The sequence below is a fragment of the Galbibacter mesophilus genome (assembly GCF_023721415.1).
GTDB lineage: Bacteria > Bacteroidota > Bacteroidia > Flavobacteriales > Flavobacteriaceae > Galbibacter > Galbibacter mesophilus.
This window is the reverse complement of record NZ_JAMQVC010000002.1, coordinates 163,372-181,857: the sequence shown is the minus strand read 5'-3', so window position 1 is coordinate 181,857 and position 18,486 is coordinate 163,372. Positions and strand designations below refer to the sequence as shown.

General features: G+C 36.6%; 12 protein-coding genes. 1 reads left to right on the top strand and 11 read right to left on the bottom strand.

The window, feature by feature from the left end:
• The first annotated feature begins 20 nt into the window (after window positions 1-20).
• A complete protein-coding gene (locus NDQ75_RS07735) occupies window positions 21-815 on the top strand; it encodes an ABC transporter ATP-binding protein (RefSeq protein WP_202027708.1) in 795 nt (264 codons plus the stop codon).
• A gap of 9 nt (window positions 816-824) precedes the next feature.
• Here NDQ75_RS07735 and NDQ75_RS07730 read toward each other — a convergent pair whose 3' ends face one another.
• From NDQ75_RS07730 to NDQ75_RS07680, 11 genes are all read right to left on the bottom strand, one after another.
• Window positions 825-1,661, bottom strand: coding sequence for an endonuclease/exonuclease/phosphatase family protein (locus NDQ75_RS07730; protein ID WP_202026903.1), 837 nt, complete (start codon window positions 1,659-1,661; stop codon window positions 825-827).
• Between the two features lie 230 nt (window positions 1,662-1,891).
• A complete protein-coding gene (locus NDQ75_RS07725) occupies window positions 1,892-3,541 on the bottom strand; it encodes a sulfatase family protein (protein WP_394368755.1) in 1,650 nt (549 codons plus the stop codon).
• A gap of 93 nt (window positions 3,542-3,634) precedes the next feature.
• Window positions 3,635-4,636, bottom strand: coding sequence for an alpha/beta hydrolase (locus NDQ75_RS07720; RefSeq protein ID WP_202026899.1), 1,002 nt, complete (start codon window positions 4,634-4,636; stop codon window positions 3,635-3,637).
• Between the two features lie 69 nt (window positions 4,637-4,705).
• Window positions 4,706-6,928: a beta-glucosidase BglX gene (bglX, locus tag NDQ75_RS07715; RefSeq protein WP_394368754.1), complete on the bottom strand. Its 2,223-nt coding sequence runs from the start codon at window positions 6,926-6,928 to the stop codon at window positions 4,706-4,708.
• A 113-nt stretch (window positions 6,929-7,041) separates the two neighbouring features.
• Window positions 7,042-7,833: a carboxylesterase family protein gene (locus NDQ75_RS07710; RefSeq protein WP_202026896.1), complete on the bottom strand. Its 792-nt coding sequence runs from the start codon at window positions 7,831-7,833 to the stop codon at window positions 7,042-7,044.
• Complete coding sequence (locus NDQ75_RS07705; protein ID WP_202026894.1) at window positions 7,823-9,208, bottom strand: glucoamylase family protein; 1,386 nt, start codon at window positions 9,206-9,208, stop codon at window positions 7,823-7,825. Before NDQ75_RS07705 ends, NDQ75_RS07710 begins: the two co-directional genes overlap by 11 nt.
• 17 nt (window positions 9,209-9,225) lie before the next feature.
• Complete coding sequence (locus tag NDQ75_RS07700; RefSeq protein ID WP_202026893.1) at window positions 9,226-10,662, bottom strand: RagB/SusD family nutrient uptake outer membrane protein; 1,437 nt, start codon at window positions 10,660-10,662, stop codon at window positions 9,226-9,228.
• 23 nt (window positions 10,663-10,685) lie between these two features.
• Window positions 10,686-13,673 (bottom strand): SusC/RagA family TonB-linked outer membrane protein, encoded by a 2,988-nt coding sequence (locus NDQ75_RS07695; protein ID WP_202026891.1) that lies wholly within the window; start codon window positions 13,671-13,673, stop codon window positions 10,686-10,688.
• Window positions 13,674-14,053: 380 nt separating this feature from the next.
• Window positions 14,054-14,707, bottom strand: coding sequence for a SanA/YdcF family protein (locus NDQ75_RS07690; protein ID WP_202026889.1), 654 nt, complete (start codon window positions 14,705-14,707; stop codon window positions 14,054-14,056).
• Window positions 14,708-14,752: 45 nt separating this feature from the next.
• Window positions 14,753-16,393 (bottom strand): hypothetical protein, encoded by a 1,641-nt coding sequence (locus tag NDQ75_RS07685; protein WP_202026887.1) that lies wholly within the window; start codon window positions 16,391-16,393, stop codon window positions 14,753-14,755.
• A 242-nt stretch (window positions 16,394-16,635) separates the two neighbouring features.
• Complete coding sequence (locus tag NDQ75_RS07680; RefSeq protein WP_202026886.1) at window positions 16,636-18,441, bottom strand: acyl-CoA dehydrogenase family protein; 1,806 nt, start codon at window positions 18,439-18,441, stop codon at window positions 16,636-16,638.
• Between the last annotated feature and the right edge of the window lie 45 nt (window positions 18,442-18,486).

Sequence of the window (18,486 nt, the reverse complement as noted above, 5' to 3'; positions counted from 1 at the left end):
TACAACTTCAATTTAAAAAGATAGAGACAACAAATCCAAATATCATCCTCGAAACCAATAAACTAACTGTTGGATATTCAGCAAAAAAAGAAAACATTTCTGTTGCTGAAAACATTCAATTTAAAATTGAAATGGGTGAATTAGTGGCTGTGGTGGGAGCAAACGGAATTGGTAAATCTACTTTGTTAAGAACGCTAGCAAACGTACAAAACCGATTAAGCGGAGAAATAAAAGTTAAAAGCAAAGAATTGAAACGGTATTCGCCAGTTCAGTTAGCGCGAGAAATAAGTGTGGTTCTTACAGAACATATTCCAGCTAAAAATTTAAGTGTAATTGAAGTAATTGCACTCGGAAGACAGCCTTACACGAATTGGATTGGAAGTCTTTCCGAAATCGATAAAGAAAAAGTAAAAGAAGTTATCTCCCTAGTCGGTCTAGACACTTTACAACACAAAAATTGTTTTGAGCTGAGTGACGGTCAGCTACAAAGGGTTATGATTGCTCGTGCATTAGCCCAAGACACATCGATTATCCTGCTGGACGAACCGACAACGCATTTGGACATTTATCACAAAGCCTATATTTTAAAATTACTGAAAACAATTGCCAAGAAAACGGGAAAAGCCATTCTATTTTCTACACATGAAATAGATCTGGCCATTCAGTTGTGCGATAAAATGTTGATTTTAGACAAAAACGAAACTACTTTTGATGAGCCTTGCCATTTAATTTCTAAAGGGAGTTTTCAAAACCTCTTCCCAAAAGATCTTATTTCCTTTAATAATGAAACAGGTACTTTTAAAATTAATAAGTAACTGTCGTTTTTAATTTTTAAAATTTAAATATGCGATTACCGGAAAGTGATCCGATGGGTATTTTAAGTTTTTGGAATCACTTAAAATGCCGCTTTTTACAACTTCAAAATCATCTTTGGAAATAAATACAAAATCAATTCTTCGCTTTACAGGTTTTTCAAAATGAAAGCCATTAAAGGTTCCTTCTGGACCGAAAGCATTTTTTCCAGCTTCTAAATGCGTGTCCAAAAGTTCTTCTTTTATGGCAATAACCCCTGGAGAATTACTTTCCAAATTGAAATCGCCCGTTAGAATTACAGGAAGTTTTTTAGTATTAATTTCTCTTATCTTTTTCAGAATCAATTTTGAACTTTCCAAACGCGCCTGCTTACCGACGTGATCAAAATGAGTGTTAAAAACCATGAACTCCTTACCCGATTCTATTGCCTTAAAAATCGCATACGTACAAATTCTTTTAATCGCTGCATCCCATCCTTTGGAGGGTATCTCTGGCGTGGTTGATAACCAAAAGGTGCTTTCTTCTTTAACTTTATATTTTTCCGTGTTGTAAAAAATAGCAGAAAACTCTCCTTCATTATTCCCATGGTCCCTACCTACACCCACAAATTTATATCTTGGGAGTCCGTTTTCAATATCTTTCAATTGATGATGTAGTCCTTCTTGAGTCCCAAAAATATCGGGCGCATAAAAATTTAATTGGGAGGTTAGAAATGCTTTCCTAGTCTCCCAATTGTTTGCTGTGTCTTTCGGGTTGTCGTATTTAATATTATACGTCATTACTTTTAAATCTTGACCGATCATCGACACGGAAAAGATTAAAAAAGCAAAGAAAATAGTTGATTTCATCTGAATAAAATTTTTATCTAGCTTGTGCAGTTGATCCTATAAAAAATCGCCTAGGTCAGGTCGAGCCTGCCTTTGTCGGCAGACAGGCGCAGTCGAGACCTCATTTTTTAAACTTCACACTTAATAACCTCTCGACTGCCTGCCCGAAATGCTTTGGTAGGCGGGGGCTCGAGGAGATACGGTGCTATGTTTACTTACTTACAGCCTAAGCTTTTTAATTCATTTCTAAATCACTCAATAGGTGTTCCACGCATTCTATCAAAATTCTTGTACGTGTTTTCGATTCTCTTTTTCGGTGCTTGCTCGAACTCTTTGTCGGTTACCTTGTAAATTTTTTGAAGCGAATCTAATTTGGCATGCATTTTTTCAATAACAGAAGCATACTTTTCATCATCAATGGCATTGTGCAATTCCTGCGGATCTTCCTGCAAATCGTAAAACTCCCACTCGTCGATATCATCATAGAAGTGCATTAGTTTGTAACGCTTTGTTTTAACTCCGTAATGTTTTTTCACCATATGAAAAGCAGGGAAATCGTAGTAATGATAATACAATGCATCCCTAAAATCATCATCCTTAACCTTCCCTTCTAAAAGTGGCCTTATCGATTTTCCTTGCATATCTTGGGTGAGCTCGGTTCCTCCTGCATAATCTAAAAATGTCTGTGCAAAATCCAGATTCTGGGTAAGTGCATCTATTACTGTTCCAGGTTTTATTGATTTTGGATATTGAATCAACATCGGCATCCTAAACGATTCTTCGTACATGAAGCGCTTGTCAAAAAAACCTTTTTCACCTAGATAGAAGCCTTGATCCGAAGTGTAGACCACGATTGTATTTTCAGCTAAATCATTCTCTTCCAAATAATCCAATACCTTTCCAACACCATCATCCACAGCTTTTACTGTTGCCAAATAATCGTGCATGTAACGTTGCCCTTTCCATTCTGCTAATTCTTTTCCGTGTAAGTTTGCCTTCCAAAAAGCATTGTTTTTCGGTAAATAAGCTTCATCCCAAATTTTGCGTTGCTCCGCACTCATACGGTCAAAATCGTTTGTCCACGGATTTACTGAAAGTTCGGTACTTCCATATTCCTTGCTCAATTTAAGATCGTGCCCTTCATACATATCATCATAGATAGTTTGCAATTGTTGTTGCGCTGCAATTTGATTTTCATGCGCATCGAAGTAAGAATCCGGTAACGGAAATTGAATAGAATCATACACAGTTAAGTAGCGCAATGGTGGCATCCAGTTTCTATGCGGTGCCTTGTGATGAAGCATCATAAAGAAAGGCTTATCAGTCGTCTTTTTATTTTTTAACCAATCAATCGCATCTTCTGTAATAATATCGGTAGCATACCCATCGATTCGAATAGAATCGCCCATCCTAATAAAATCTGGATTATAATAATGGCCTTGGTCGTCTATAATGTTCCAGTAATCAAATCCTTGCGGATAACCGTACAAATGCCATTTTCCCACCAAAGCAGTTTGGTAGCCAAGCTGCTGCATTTTTTTAGGCAAGGTAGGTTGATCTCCGTTAAAACGCTCCCCATTTTGACGGAAACCATTAATGTGGCTATGCTTTCCTGTTAAGATTACCGCCCTACTGGGACCGCAGATGGAATTGGTGCAGTAGGTATGGTTAAAAATGGCTCCATTTTCTGCGATCCTATCAAGGTTTGGCGTAGGCGCCAATTTGCCTAATGGATGTCCGTACGCACTGATGGCTTGAAAAGCGTGATCATCAGCCATAATAAACAATATATTTGGCTTTTCATTGTTATCGGCTACTTCTTCCGTGGTGTTTTCATTTGCATTCTTACAATTTGCGAAAAGCAAAACGAAAGTTACCAATGATAGTATTTTATAAATCATTTTCATGTGTCTTTAATTATGTTTTTTTCAAATGTCACATGGAACATCCATATAATAATCCTGCTATAGCTTAAAAAATTAAGTATGGATGTTTCATTTCTTAGCTATAATTTCAAGATTTGATTGAATTTTATTCCCTTTTATAATCGTCTCTGCGACAAAATTGGCAATCTCTTGGGTATATCTATAACCGATATTGGCCCAATCGTGGTTGCCGTTTGGATCGTGCACCAATAAATAAGACTCGCCTAACGCTTCAAGTTTTTCCGACATTGCTTCCGGGCCGTATAAAAGTAGATATCCTGGCGCATCCTCTTTACAAAAGTGATGCGGAGCAACGCCATAAGGAACGAGATTGTCTTTTTCCCCATGAAAAAAGATAGATGGAACCGCATTTTCATTGGTAAGTCCGTCTAAGCTTATGACAGCTCCCGCAAAAGACACTACACCGGCGTAATGTATTCCTTGGTGTTTATTTTCAACAAATACCGTATTCAATACAGCTTCTGCACCGGCACTACTCCCCACCAAAATAATTTTGTTGGGATCAAATTCTAATTCTGAAGATTTTTCTTGTAAAAATTTTGTTGCTGAAACAATATCTTCAGTTACAGAATCAAATGTTTTTGTTTTTCCTTCGGAAGCATAATCGCAACCAAAAGATTTTCCTTTGCGTGCAAGATGATAACTTATGGAAGCAACGGCATAACCTCTTCTTGCCATATCCTCACAAAACTTTTTCTCCAAAGGGTTGTCTCTCTTACCAGAAGCAAAACCGCCCCCATGAACTAACATGAGCAGCGGTTTTTTCACTAACTGAAATTTATTCTTTTCATTTTTTGAATCAACATCCGAATCATAAAAATCCAATTGCAAAGTATCTTTGTACGTAAACGTTTTTGAAGAAACTTCTTTATAAACAATATCTTTAAAACGCTCTTGAGCCGAAAGTTGCCATATGAAAAAAGTAAAGATTAAAACTATCACATAGTTTTTAGAAGAACGTTTAATTCTTATTATTCCCTCAAACGGAGTTGAGAGGTTTTTAACAGTTATTCCTTCAAAAGAAGGTCTCGACTCCGCTCGACCTGACATTGAAACTGGTTCAACGAAAGATTTTAGTTTTTTAAATAATTTCTTCTGAAAACAATTCATACGCTATCGCTATTCTAAAACAAACGATTTTGTTAAGGTTGCGTTGGAATTTCCGCCAACAAATACTTCAAATTTACCTGGTTCAGCTACAAATTCAAGTTCAGAATTATAGAACTTTAAATCTTCCGGAGAAAGTGTAATTGTAACCGTTTTAGTTTCTCCTTTCTTCAAAAACACCTTTTTAAAGCCTTTCAACTGACGACTTGGTGGTGTTACACTGCGAACCACATCGCGCAAATACAACTGAACCACTTCTTCCCCATCGTATGCTCCCGTATTTTTAAGCGCTACCGAAACCTCTACAGATTCTCCCTGCTGAATCGTTTCTTTGTTGATTTTTATATCTGAATATTCAAAAGTGGTATAACTTAATCCATACCCAAATGGTAGCAACGGCGAATTTTTTTCATCTAAATAATTCGACTTAAACTTTTGGAATTCTTCTGAAGCGGGCGCTGGTCTTCCAGTAATCTTCATACTATGATAAATTGGAATTTGTCCGATAGAACGAGGCCAAGTAGCGGTTAACTTACCTGAAGGGTTGTAATCACCAAAAACAACATCGGCTACGGCGTTTCCTGCTTCTACTCCAGGATGCCAAACTTGCAGGATACTTACCGGCAAATTGAACTCCTCTGGAATAGTCAAAGGCCTTCCGCTCATAAGCACCAAAACTACAGGTTTTCCAGTGGCAACTAATTCTTTTATCAACTTCTTTTGAGTATCTGGAATAGAAATCTCAGTTCTACTTGCAGCCTCTCCACTCATTTCGGTAGCTTCCCCAACTACAGCCACAATAACTTCCGACTTTTTCGCAATGGTTAGCGCTTCATTCAGTAATTCTTCTGGAGATTCCTTACTAATTTCCACTCGTGGTCCAAAAACATTTATGTTTTTAGCCAGCGTCTTGTCGTTTAAAATATTACTTCCCTTAGCGTAATTTATAGTAGCTTTTGGAGCGACATTTTTAAATCCTTCTAAAATGGTGATTCCATTTTTTAAATCGCCTGTAGGAGCCCATGTTCCCAACATGTTATTTCGGCTATCTGCCAACGGTCCCACCAAAGCAATATTGGAAGTCTTTTCCAACGGTAAAACATTGTTTTCATTCTTAAGCAATACAAAAGAGCGTTGTGCCGCCTTACGAGCTACTTCTCGGTTTTCTTTGGTAAGAATATCCTTTTTTGGTCGGGAACTATCAATATATCGATAAGGATCATCAAACAATCCTAATTTATGCTTTGCAATCAATACGTTTCTACACGCATTGGTTATTTCTTCTTCTGTTACTTTTCCTTCTTCCAGCGACTTTTTAAGGGTAGATAAAAAACCTTCACCCACCATATCCATATCCAGTCCTGCTTTTAAAGCCAATGCAGAAACTGCTTGTAAGTCACCCAAACCATGGGCGATCATTTCATTTAAAGAAGTATAATCAGAAACTACAAAACCGTTAAAACCCCAACGTTCACGTAACAAATCAGTCAATAACCACTTGTTTCCAGTGGCCGGAACACCATCGATGTCATTAAAAGAACTCATGGCACTTGCAACGCCAGCATCTACTGCCGCTTTGTATGGAGGTAGGTATTGATTGAACATTTTAACCTTGCTCATATCTACGGAATTATAGTCGCGACCACCTTCCACAGCGCCATATAAAGCTAAGTGCTTTACACATGCCAACATAGTTTCTTTATCAGTTAAATCGTCTCCCTGATAACCGGTAACCATTGCTTTTGCAACCGCAGAACCCAAATACGGGTCTTCTCCCGCCCCTTCGGCAATTCTACCCCAACGTGGATCGCGTGCAATATCTACCATAGGAGAAAAATTCCAATTTATTCCGTCTGCAGTAGCTTCTTTAGCTGCAATTTGAGCTGTTTTTTTAATAAGTTCCATATCCCAACTTGAGGATAGTCCGAGCGGAATAGGAAATGTTGTTTTATATCCGTGAATAACATCAGAACCGAAAAGCAGCGGAATCTGTAAGCGAGTTTCTTTTACCGCTAAATCCTGTGCCATTTTCATTTTTTCCGGACTCGCAACACCGAAAAGTCCACCGACATTTCCAGCTTTTATTTTTGCTTCAACGTTTTTGCTCACCACAGAACCGGTTGCTACTCCTCCACCTGGTGTTAAAAGATTCAGCTGACCAATTTTTTCATCAATAGTCATTTTTTCCAAAAGTGATTCTACTTCTGGAATTCTTTCGTCATTTTGGGCCATCATTGCGGAAGTAAAAATTACAGCAATGAGCATCGCTACCTTTTTTTGTATTGTCATTTTAAAATATTTATTGTATTCTGTTTTTCCTTTAAGGTTTAAGTCGGTTAAAGATTATTTTATTGTTTAGTAAGTGTATTTGAGAATAACCACTTTAAAAAGTCTGGTTCAGCAAATGCAGGATCCCAACTGTTATGGTTAGCATTATCATAAAGAGTAAATTTTGGTTTTCCGCCTGCTTCTAAAAGTGCTTCTACCATTTTTACGGAGTGTAAAGGACTTACAACATTGTCTAAAGCGCCATGAAAAACCCAAATAGGTGTTTTTGCATATCTCTTTACCGCTTCCTCGCGACCACCTCCACAAATAGGAATAGCTGCAGCAAAAGTTTCTGGTTTTCTAGAAAGTATTTCAAACGTTCCCATACCCCCCATTGAAAGTCCGACCACATAAACCTGATCTTTTTTCACAAAAGGCTTTTCTAAAAAATCATCAAGTAAATTCATAGTTAAGCCTAACGCTTTCGTTGGTTCTTTACCATCACTAAATACGAGTTTAACGCCTCCCTCTGGTGATCTATCAACATCGGCATTGGACCAATAGGAGTCTTTTGGACATTGCGGAAATATTACTATCGCCGGAAAATTCTCTCGATTTTCTTCCGAAGCAAAAAGACTACTTCCATGAGTTAGCTGACTTTCATTATCGCTTCCACGCTCTCCAGCTCCATGCAAAAACAGCACCAAAGGATACTCTTTTCCTTCTGTAAAGTTTTTAGGAAGCATGATACGATAGCGCAACGTATCCCCGTCTTTAACAAAATTACTCTTTTCGTAAAGACCATGTTGCGCTATCATAATCATGGGAAAACACAAAATAAAAAAGCTAACTAACTTTAATCTATTTTTCATAAGTAAAACCTAATTTATTAAGTCCTTTCTGGACGTCTTCATTTTCCATAAACAAATCCCAAAGCAATCCACTTCTGTAATTTTCAATCATAACCGGAATCGGACCTTGATCAATCGCTAAATATCTAGGCAAATACCAATTATTTTCGAGACTAAACGCATCGTACGGACCGTATTTTCCAATTAAAGAATCTTGCTCTTTGTACATATACCTTACAAATTGCATAGATTCTTTTGGTGTGTATGGCATAGAAGAAAGTGCTGCAGTTGGAGAAATAACTCCCAAGTCGCTTTTTCCAGGATGATGTCCCGCATAGCCTCTCATTGAGTAACTGGATGTAAGTCCCCAACAATTTTCACCGTAGCCTTTAAAGTCTTTCGGATTGTCTACACAATAGCGATATTGAATAAGAGCGTGATTACGATTGAGTTTCCAGTAATCTGCATACTGATCTTTTAATCCTTTTGGGTTTAATCCCAAATATGAATAATGCGCCCAGAACAGCGGACCAACTGGATCTTGGTTATGCTCGTAATGGTCTAACTCAGTTTCCAAACCATAATAAGTAGTATCATTAGCGATAGCGCCATTCTTTGCCCATCCCTGCTCATAAACTTCCTTAGAAATAGAATGCGTGGGAGAAGCCGCCGCTAAAACATACATAATTAAACATTCGTTATAACCTCCAACAGGAAAATTCATTTTCCACTCATATTGAGGTGACCAATGCCAATACAATACATTTTCACCTTTTGTGTACCAGTCCCATTCCACTTCTTCATAAAGTTGCTGGATGTCGGAAACCAGTTTTTTAGCCTCTTCTGAAGTATCCTCCTTGTAGTATTCGGCTACAGTTAACAAGCCTTGAATTAAAAAAGCAGTTTCCACCAAATCTCCGCCATTATCGTATTTACTGAAAGGTTTCACTTTACCAGTATTATCATCCAGCCAATGTGGCCATGCTCCGTGAAAACGATCGGCTTTCTTTAAAAAATCGACTGATTTTGTGTAACGTTCTAACGCTTGTTCTTTGGTAATATATCCACGTTTAACGCCAACGAGAATCGCCATCAGTCCGAAACCGCTTCCTCCAGTTGTTACGATATGTTTATCATCAGAAGGATAAATACCATCTAAATGAATGCGCTCTGCCGCCAATCCAGAATTGGGCTGTGCACCTTCCCAGAAATAATCGAAAGTTTGCTTTTGAAGCGTATCCAATAAAGCAATATCTTCTTTGGAAGGTTCAAAATGAATTGAATCTTTTACTCTGGAAGTTACATCAATTGCATCTTCCTTATTTTGTTTTTTATTGGAACTGTCACATCCAACCAGTGTGAATGTGACAGCCAAAAATGCTAGAATTAATCGCATGAGGGTTTTATTTTCTTTTAATATCCTGGATTTTGGGTTAGAACATTGTTACTAAGCGTAATCTGATTGGAAGGGATTGGAAAAATTTCATTAATCCCATCTTTAAAGCTTTTCCCTTTAGATCTTAATACTTGTCCAGCTCTTCCTGTTCTTACCAAATCAAAAAAGCGTTCTCCTTCTAAAGCAAGTTCTACTCTTCTTTCATGATAAATTTCCATCCTCAATTCCGATTGACTTGCTGTTTGAGAAGGTGACAACCCAGCTCTTTCTCTTACTTTGTTCAAACTTTCCAATGCAGCAGGTGTATTCCCTAATTCATTGTTCGCTTCAGCATTCATTAACAGTACATCGGCATAACGAAGCACGGGAATGTTTGAATCTGAATTTTCAGCACAATTATTTCTACGGAAATCAGAAGAAGGAACATAAATCTTTTGATTATATCTAGTCGGGTTGGATGGATCATTACCCGCAGTAATTAAGTCTCCCTCTGGTGTGGTCTCACCAACGAATAAAATAGAAGCATCTCTTCTTAAATCCCCAGTCTCGTAAGCATTTGCCAAATCTTCTGATGGTGAATTAAAGCCCCAACCGTATTGGGCTCTCACCCCTTGAATCTGTCCGTACTGCGAAGTTGCCTGACAGTTTCCATCAGCAGTAGATTGAATATCAAATATAACTTCTGAATTGTATTCGTTTTGGTATCTAAACAACTGATAGTAATCTGGAAACAAAGAATACCCCATTCCCATTATTTCTTCAGTAAGCATTTTTGCTTTTGCCCAATCCTTTTGATATAAAGCAATTTTAGCCAATAACCCTTTTGCTGCTCCTTTGGTTGCTCTACCCTCGTCTGTTGCTCCGTAAGAAACAGGTAAAACTTCTGCCGCTTCCGTTAAATTTTGAATAGCAAAATCATAAACTTCTTCCTTAGTATTTCTAGGAATGTTGTAATTACCATCTTCAGGCAAACCATCATAGATCGGAACACCCGCAAAAACTCGAACTAAATTAAAATAATGATACCCTCTAAAAAACTTTGCTTCTGCAAGTAACCTATTCTTTAAATCGGCGTTCATTTCGATATCAGGAACGTTTGTTATAACCTGATTAGCAAAATTGATTCCACGATATTGACCAACCCAGTATCCATTTATCGAAAATGCTGATGCGTCAAATGTAAAACGGTCGAAGTCATTTAGGAAAGCAGCATCACCAGGATTACTTCCTTTATCTGAATCATCTGAGGTTATGTGAAAAATAGCTAAATAAGGAAATCCGCAAAGTGAAAAATTTCTTTGATAAGCATATATCTGATTAGTCGCTTCCAATGCATCTGCTTGTGTTACAAAAAATTCCTCAGCTGGCGTACTATCTTCCAATGGCACATCTAAAAAATCATCTTCACAAGCTGCAAAAGCTAAAAGACTGAAAATTATATATAGTTTTTTCATTGTTCTATGCATTTAAATTTTTATTAAAATGTAATGTTGAACCCTAAGTTATAGGTTGCAAAAAGTGGATACACGTTTCTGTCAATTCCAGATTCAATAACTCCTCCATCGTTTTGCTCTCCACTAATTTCTGGAGAGAATCCGTTATAGCTGAATAATGTTAAAGGGTTTTGAGCGTTTAGATATATTCTAAAACTTTCCCATAATTGAGAACTTCCTATTTTTGCGTTAGGCAATGTATAACCTACTTGAATATTTCTTATTCTGAAGTAATCTCCCTTCTCCACAAAGAAAGAACTAGGTCTTAACGTACTTTGATCTGAATTGGGAGTAGGATAAGAATTGGTTGCATTATTAACCGTCCACCTATTATCGTAAAAATCTTTATCCCAGTTTTCGTTACCAAACCTTGCATTTCTGTTGTAATTGTAGATTTCGTTACCCGTAACTCCTTGGAAATCGATAGCAAAATCTATCTTTTTATAAGCCATGTTGAATCCAAATCCGTAGGTAAATTCAGGAATTGGACTTCCTAAGAAAGCTTTATCGTCCTCACCAATCTGACCGTCGTTATTCAAATCTTGAAATTTAAATGCTCCTTTTGGCGCTCCGAATTGCGCAGCTTCTTCATCAGTTTGGATCACACCATCTACTAAATATCCATAATAAGAACCAATTTCTGCACCCTTTTCAATTCTAATAATAGGGTTTCCGAACAATCCTGGGCCAGCATTCAAGAAAGAAGAACCTTTAACATCGGTTACTTCGTTATCGATAGTGGTATAGTTTCCATAAACTCCATAGCTAAAATCATCGCTTACTTGTTTATTCCAAGATACACTAAACTCGAATCCTTTATTCAAAAAGCTCCCTGCATTGGTAAGAATAGAGGTGTTTGTTGCCCCTGAAGAACCTAATTGAGTTACACTAAACACTGCATCATTAGTCGCTCTATTGTAGTAGTTTAGCTCACCCTTCAATTGATTTTGAAAAAATGCTACTTCTACACCTAAATCATATTCTTCAACAATTTCCCAAAATATACTTGGATCTGAAAACTCGCTAATAGATCTAGATACATATGCTTGACCACCAAAATAAGTTAATCCGGGATCTGAAGCAGTAACGTCAAAACCTCTAGGCACATTTGCATTACCCAATCTACCCCAACTTGCCTTAAGTTTTAAAGTAGTAAGAGCTTCATAATCCATAAAATCTTCGTTACTCATTATCCAACCAAGACCAATAGATGGAAATATTTCGGTGTTATTAGAGGATGGAAAATTGGATGCTCCATCTTGTCGTAATGTAGCGTTTAGCAAATATTTATTGTCAAACTTATATTGTAATCTACCAAAAAAGGATTGGTAACGTACTTTACTACCTCTATCATCTACTTCCTCCGTATCCGCATTACCAAGACCCAAATATAATGAGGAATCATCTCCGTTATAAGCCACATCATCTGCAATTCCTTCCATTCCAAAAGAAATACGTTCCTCTTGGGAAAAACCACCTAACAACGTAAAATTATGTTTATCTATGGATTTAGACCATGTCAATGTATTCTCCCATAACCAGTTATCATTTTCAAAAGAATTTCTAACTAACGTGCTAATATCCGACCCTTGGCTCGGACTTACACGGTACACAGGAGTGTAGTTAAAATCGCGTCCATTAGAATAATCTCCAGAGAAGCTTATTTTGAAAGTAAGATCTTTTACAGGCTCTAATTGCGCATAAACATTGGTTAGAACCCTATTTGATTTTCCTTTACTTCTTCTAAAATCCAAAGAAGCACGTGGGTTAGCGAAATTACCCACTCCAGTTGGTTCACCGTAAGTCCCATCAGGGTTTATTGGGTTGAATATTGGTGGAGCAATAAACGCTTGGTAAAAAGGTTCATTTGAATTATTATTTTGAGTATCTGTATACACAATGGAACCTCCAATTGTTAAATAGTCTTTAACATCTACATCCAATCCAGCTCTTGCTGTTAACCTTCTAAAATCATTTCCAGAGTTGATATTCTGACCAGCATCCAAAATACCGTCCTGTCCAAAATAACCAAATCCTAAATAATATCTTGTTTTCTCTGAAGAACCAGTTACTGAAATATTATGAGAAGTTGTTAAAGCTGCATCCTTAGTTATTTCGTCAAACCAATCTGTATCGGCATCGAAATCTGCAACATTTAAAAAGTTATTACTTCCCTCGAAAACTTGCTTTTCATTATACATTTCAACATATTCAGAAGCATTTGCCATTTCCAAGGTATTGGCTACAGTTTGCATCCCCACAAAACCATCGTATGTAAGTTTTGGCTTTTCATCCCTTCCTGTACCTTTTTTGGTTTTAATAACAATTACACCGTTTGCCGCACGGATACCATAAATCGCAGAAGAGGAAGCATCCTTAAGGATGTTCATGCTCTCAATATCCGAACTGTTTAGGTAAGAAATATCATTAGTTAATACACCATCCACAACATAAAGTGGATCAGAATTACTAACACTACCAACACCTCTAATCCTCACATTAGGAGATGCTCCGGGCCTACCAGAATTAGTGATATTTACACCAGGTACTTTACCCTGAATTGAACTAACTGCATTCGCATTGGGTTGCTTAGCAATTTCTTCCCCGCTTACTACGGAAATTGCACCAGTAACATCTTCTTTCTTTTGCGTACCATACCCCACTACTACTACTTCATCCAACTCATTGGTTGAAACAGATAAAGCAGCGTTTATAGTTGAAGAACTGCCTACAACTACTTCTTTAGAATCCATTCCTACGTAGGAAAAAACCAGTGTATCACCAGTATTTGCTTCAATAGTATAATTACCATCGAAATCTGTCTGGGTACCGTTAGATGTACCCTTTACTAAAACTGTCGCGCCCGGTAGTGGCATGTTCTGATCATCGCTAACCACACCGGTAATTGTTTTTTCTTGAGCAAAGCCCCAAAAACAACACAACATAAAAAATGATAATAAAAAATTTTTCATATTTCTATTTATATTAAAGTTAGCTTCCTTAAAATTATCATAAACGAAATCGATGTAGCTAAAAAGCACCACACCTTAAGTACATCAAAAGGTTTAATAATTTTTAACCACTGATTATCAATTAATTAAATTTAACTAAATAGAGGGGATTTATATTAAATTTACAAAATGATGTAGTAATGATGAGTTTTTTTATTGTTAAATTAACAAAATGAAGTACAATTAATTGCCAATTTATCATTTTGAGGTCTTAAAATTGAATAATAACTACTCCAGCCTCAATGCAATTAATAACCAAAGGAATCCTTATAGCTCTCTAAAGGACGTTTTGGATAATGATAAATTTAAATGGTTTTGGGGAAATATTGGTATTTGAAAAACTACTCAATCTTAATCTCATCACCCAAATACTTAGGTTCTACTTGAAAGATTAAATCAAAAAAGACTTTTGCTCTAGCTAAATATTCCCGAAGCTGTGTTTTCAGTCCGCCGCTACCTTCCACGTCTTTGGCATTAAAGCCAACTGCCTTGATATTAAATTTACTGGCTAAATAAATTGCTCTTTCATTATGAAATCGTTGAGAGATTATGGTGATAGAAAATTGTCCGAACACTTTTTTGGATCTCACCACAGAATCAAGTGTCCTGAAGCCAGCATAATCTAAGAATATTTTATTTTCTGGTATACCATTGGCTACTAACGCCTTTTTGAAGTCATTTGGTTCGTTGTACCCTATTTCACTGTTATCCCCGCTAATAAGTATAAAATCAATCTTTCCAGCATTGAAAAGTTTCGTAGCGGCATCAACTCTGTATTGAAAATATGGGTTTATTCTACCATCTTGCAATTTTTTTGCAGTTCCTAGTAGTAAGCCTACTTTGTTATGCGGGATGATATCTACCGCATAGAATGTCTTACCTCTTACAGCCCTTTCGATTGAATAATTGGAAAAGACAATAAAAGTGAGCAACAAAATGCCTACAATAAATGTGAGCTTAATCAACGAACCTATATTGGATTTTTTGTTTCTCATCAAGAACTGGTTATTAATAAAGATCCTTAATAGATTCTTTTATTGCTATTTTTTTAAGTCCTTCATAATGTATTTGTCATCTTCTTTTTTAATAGTACCCTCATAAATCACACCATCATATTTTGCTTTTAGATTATATCCATTTTCAGTTTGATCTACTTTTATAATATCATAAAATTCAGACTTAATTATTTTTGATGGCGAATCACTGTCTTCAATTTGAACCACATAGTAAGAATTGCTATCAGGCATATTCATTATGACTGGAGAATATGTATTATGTTCACAAAATTCCATTTCATCAACGGGTTTTATTGGCTTTAAGTAATCCCTGGATTCTGCTTTATAGAAATTAATTCTTTCAGTTCCTGAAAATCTATTGTCATCAACTTTTTCCAGTTTAAATACGTGGAGACCTGGTATTACGTATTCTATACCCTGATATTCAATTTTAACATATTTATATCCATTGCAACTATAGTCTTTTTCTTTGCCATTAAAGAAAGAAACTGTTTTACCTAAGATATTAACAAAACTACCTGAAGAAACCTTCTTCACGCCAGTTAATTTCTCATCTAAAAGATTCAAATCTTCTCCCAATAGTATACCTTGTTCGTTTTCTGTTTCAAAATGAAGATCCAATTTTACTTCGCTTTCAGGAATAGGTGGCGCTTGCGGGATATTTTTATATTTATTATCATCATAGGTAACAGTAAATGTTTTAGAGCTATATATTGGCATGTAAACATAAGCCTCTTGGAGTTCTCCCCCGTAGGTAAGAGCTGTAAATTCTTTACCGAAAACACCATTTCGATTTTTCGATTCCTTTAATTTTAAAAATTTAGGACGAACAATTTTTTGATATTCTTCCAATGTAAGGTTTGGCTTTTCTTTGAAGAGAAAATAGGTGTCTTCATAAACAGTCTGTGAAACAAACCCATCACTATAGTACATTTTATTTCCTTCTTTATTCAAGTTGACCAATTTTACTTCTAAATCTTCATTTGCACCCAAATCAAGAATAACTACATTTTTTAAAATGTCAACCACGGTAACAGCCGTATTTCCAAGTTGTACTTTTTTACCTATATCAGATTTTTTAATTGGTGCATACTGATATCCTTCCACAAATCCTCCTTGGAATTGAGCGGTTCCCTGAAAGTCTTCCGATACGACTTCGCTTTTTATTGGATAGGAAGCGTCGATGGTTCGCCAACTGTGACTGTAAGAACTTCCATTCTTATAGCCAGAATAAGAATGAAAACCAAAATTTACCATTCCACCATCTTGAATGTTGAGCTGTTGGCCATTATTTTTAATATCGCTAGAAACCACGGATAATTCAAATGCGTCCATTAATCCTTCATTAATGAATTCTGGAAAATAAGACTCCATTCTCAAAACATAATCTGAAAAGCTATTTTTTTCAATTTTAATCGTTGAATTTTTAATAAGAGTGTCCAAGGCCGCACCAATGCTTTCTTTATAAGATAGTTCTTTCTGCCAAGGCAATACGTAAGTTTCATCAATTTTAATATCGGCGTCTATTCCCTTAAAAATTTCTACCGTACTGCCATAAGTAATCATTTCTACAAACTCTATTTCTTTTAATTGGGTAGAATCTGATGCCTGTGATAAACATAAAGCTGAAATTAAAAGCATCAAGTAGGTTGAAAAGGTTTTCATATTTGGTCTTTTTTTGAGTTTGCCATCAAATATAGTCTTTTTACGATAGATAGTATTAATTTATTCCTATATGAAATAGATAAATGTTTTATTAGTCATAATCTGGGAGCAATTTTAAAAGTGCAACTTATACAATTCATACCCTGCTAGTTAAAACGAAAAACGCCCCGATGCCTTCGGAGCGTTTTCAACAAAACAACTAAATTCTAAAACCCTTGGATTCTAGCTATATACCATTTCTATTAGAAACAGTATTGATTTTCAGCAATTACTTTTTCAGCAATTGTATTACGTAATTCAATGATATTTGGAAGGTTTGCATACTTAGTGAAACGCTTTAATCCCATCAACATCATTCTTTGCTCATCTCCTTCCGAAAAAGAAGAGATTCCTTCCTTCCCACGAGTCTGGATTTTCTCAACCGCGTGGAAAAGATTTAACTTCGCCATAGCTATTTGCTCTTTCTGGCTCTCTTCTCCAAAACGTTTAGCATTCTTTTCCGTTCTCAAAATAGCCGATTCTGCCATATAAATTTCAATCAATATGTCTGCTGCAGCCATTAAAAGTTGCTGGTGCTGTTCTAAATCAGGTCCGTATTTTTGAACACCGCTTCCTGCAACCATCAAAAATGCCTTTTTGAGCTTTCCAATCATTTCTTTTTCTTCTGAAAACAACTCAGAATAATCCGGTGTATCAAAAGATGGAATACCCATTAATTCATCTTTAACCGCAGTTGCAGGACCTAAAAGATCTACATGACCTTTCATTGCTTTTTTAATTAGCATCCCTACTGATAACATACGGTTGATTTCGTTGGTACCCTCATAAATTCTAGAAATACGGGCATCTCTCCAAGCAGATTCCATTGGAGTGTCTGCCGAGAACCCCATTCCACCGAAAATCTGAATTCCCTCATCTGTAGTTTTCTGGCAATGTTCAGAAACCGCCACTTTTAGAATAGAACATTCTATAGCGTATTCTTCAACACCTTTCAATTCTGCATCTTGATGTGAACTTCCCTCTTCTTGACGGATAGCAATTCTATTTTCAATATCCTTACCAGCACGGTAACAAGCAGATTCGTCTACATAGGTAGCCGTTGCAATTTCAGCAATTTTAGATTTAATCGCTCCAAATTGAGCAATTGGTGTCTTAAATTGAACTCTATCGTTAGCATATTTTGTAGCTTCGGTAATTACCCTTCTTTGTGCATCTAAACAAGCAGCTGCCAACTTAATACGACCAACATTCAGCGCGTTCATCGCAATTTTAAATCCGTTTCCTCTTTCTGAAAGCATATTTTCAACAGGAACTTTCGTTTCGTTGAAGAAAACTTGACGCGTAGATGAAGAGTGAATTCCGAGCTTCTTTTCTTCTTCTCCTAGTGAAATTCCATTTTCAGGATCGTTTTCTACAATAAAGCCGGTAATGTTTTTATCATCTTCAATTCTAGCGAATACGATAAATACATTTGCGAATCCCGCATTAGAAATCCACATTTTTTGTCCGCTTATCGAATAATACTTTCCATCATCAGACAAAACGGCTTTAGTCTTACCGCTGTTCGCATCTGATCCTGCTCCAGGCTCTGTTAAACAATAAGCACCAAACCACTCACCCGTAGCAAGTTTTGGCACGTATTTTTTCTTTTGCTCCTCGGTTCCGTAAAGGGTAATTGGCATGGTACCAATTCCTGTGTGTGCTCCAAAAGCAGTTGCTACCGATCCTGTAGCTCCAGAAATATAATCACAAACTAACATGGTTGTTACAAACCCCATTCCTAGTCCGTCATACTCTTCTGGCACAGCTACACCTAAAAGTCCGAGTTCTCCAGCCTTACGCATTACTTCTTCCGTAAGCGCATAATCTTTTTGTTCAAAACGTTCTTTGTTTGGCCAAATTTCGCGATCTACAAATTCCTTTACAGAATCACGCATCATTTTTTGCTCCTCCGAGAAATCCTCTGGAGTAAATACGTCTTCAGCTTTGGTTTCCTTCACCAAAAACTGACCACCTCTTGTTAATTCTTGTTTAGCTTCTGTTTCCATGGTATCAATTTCTTATAATAAATTTTAATCAATAATTTCCTGTCA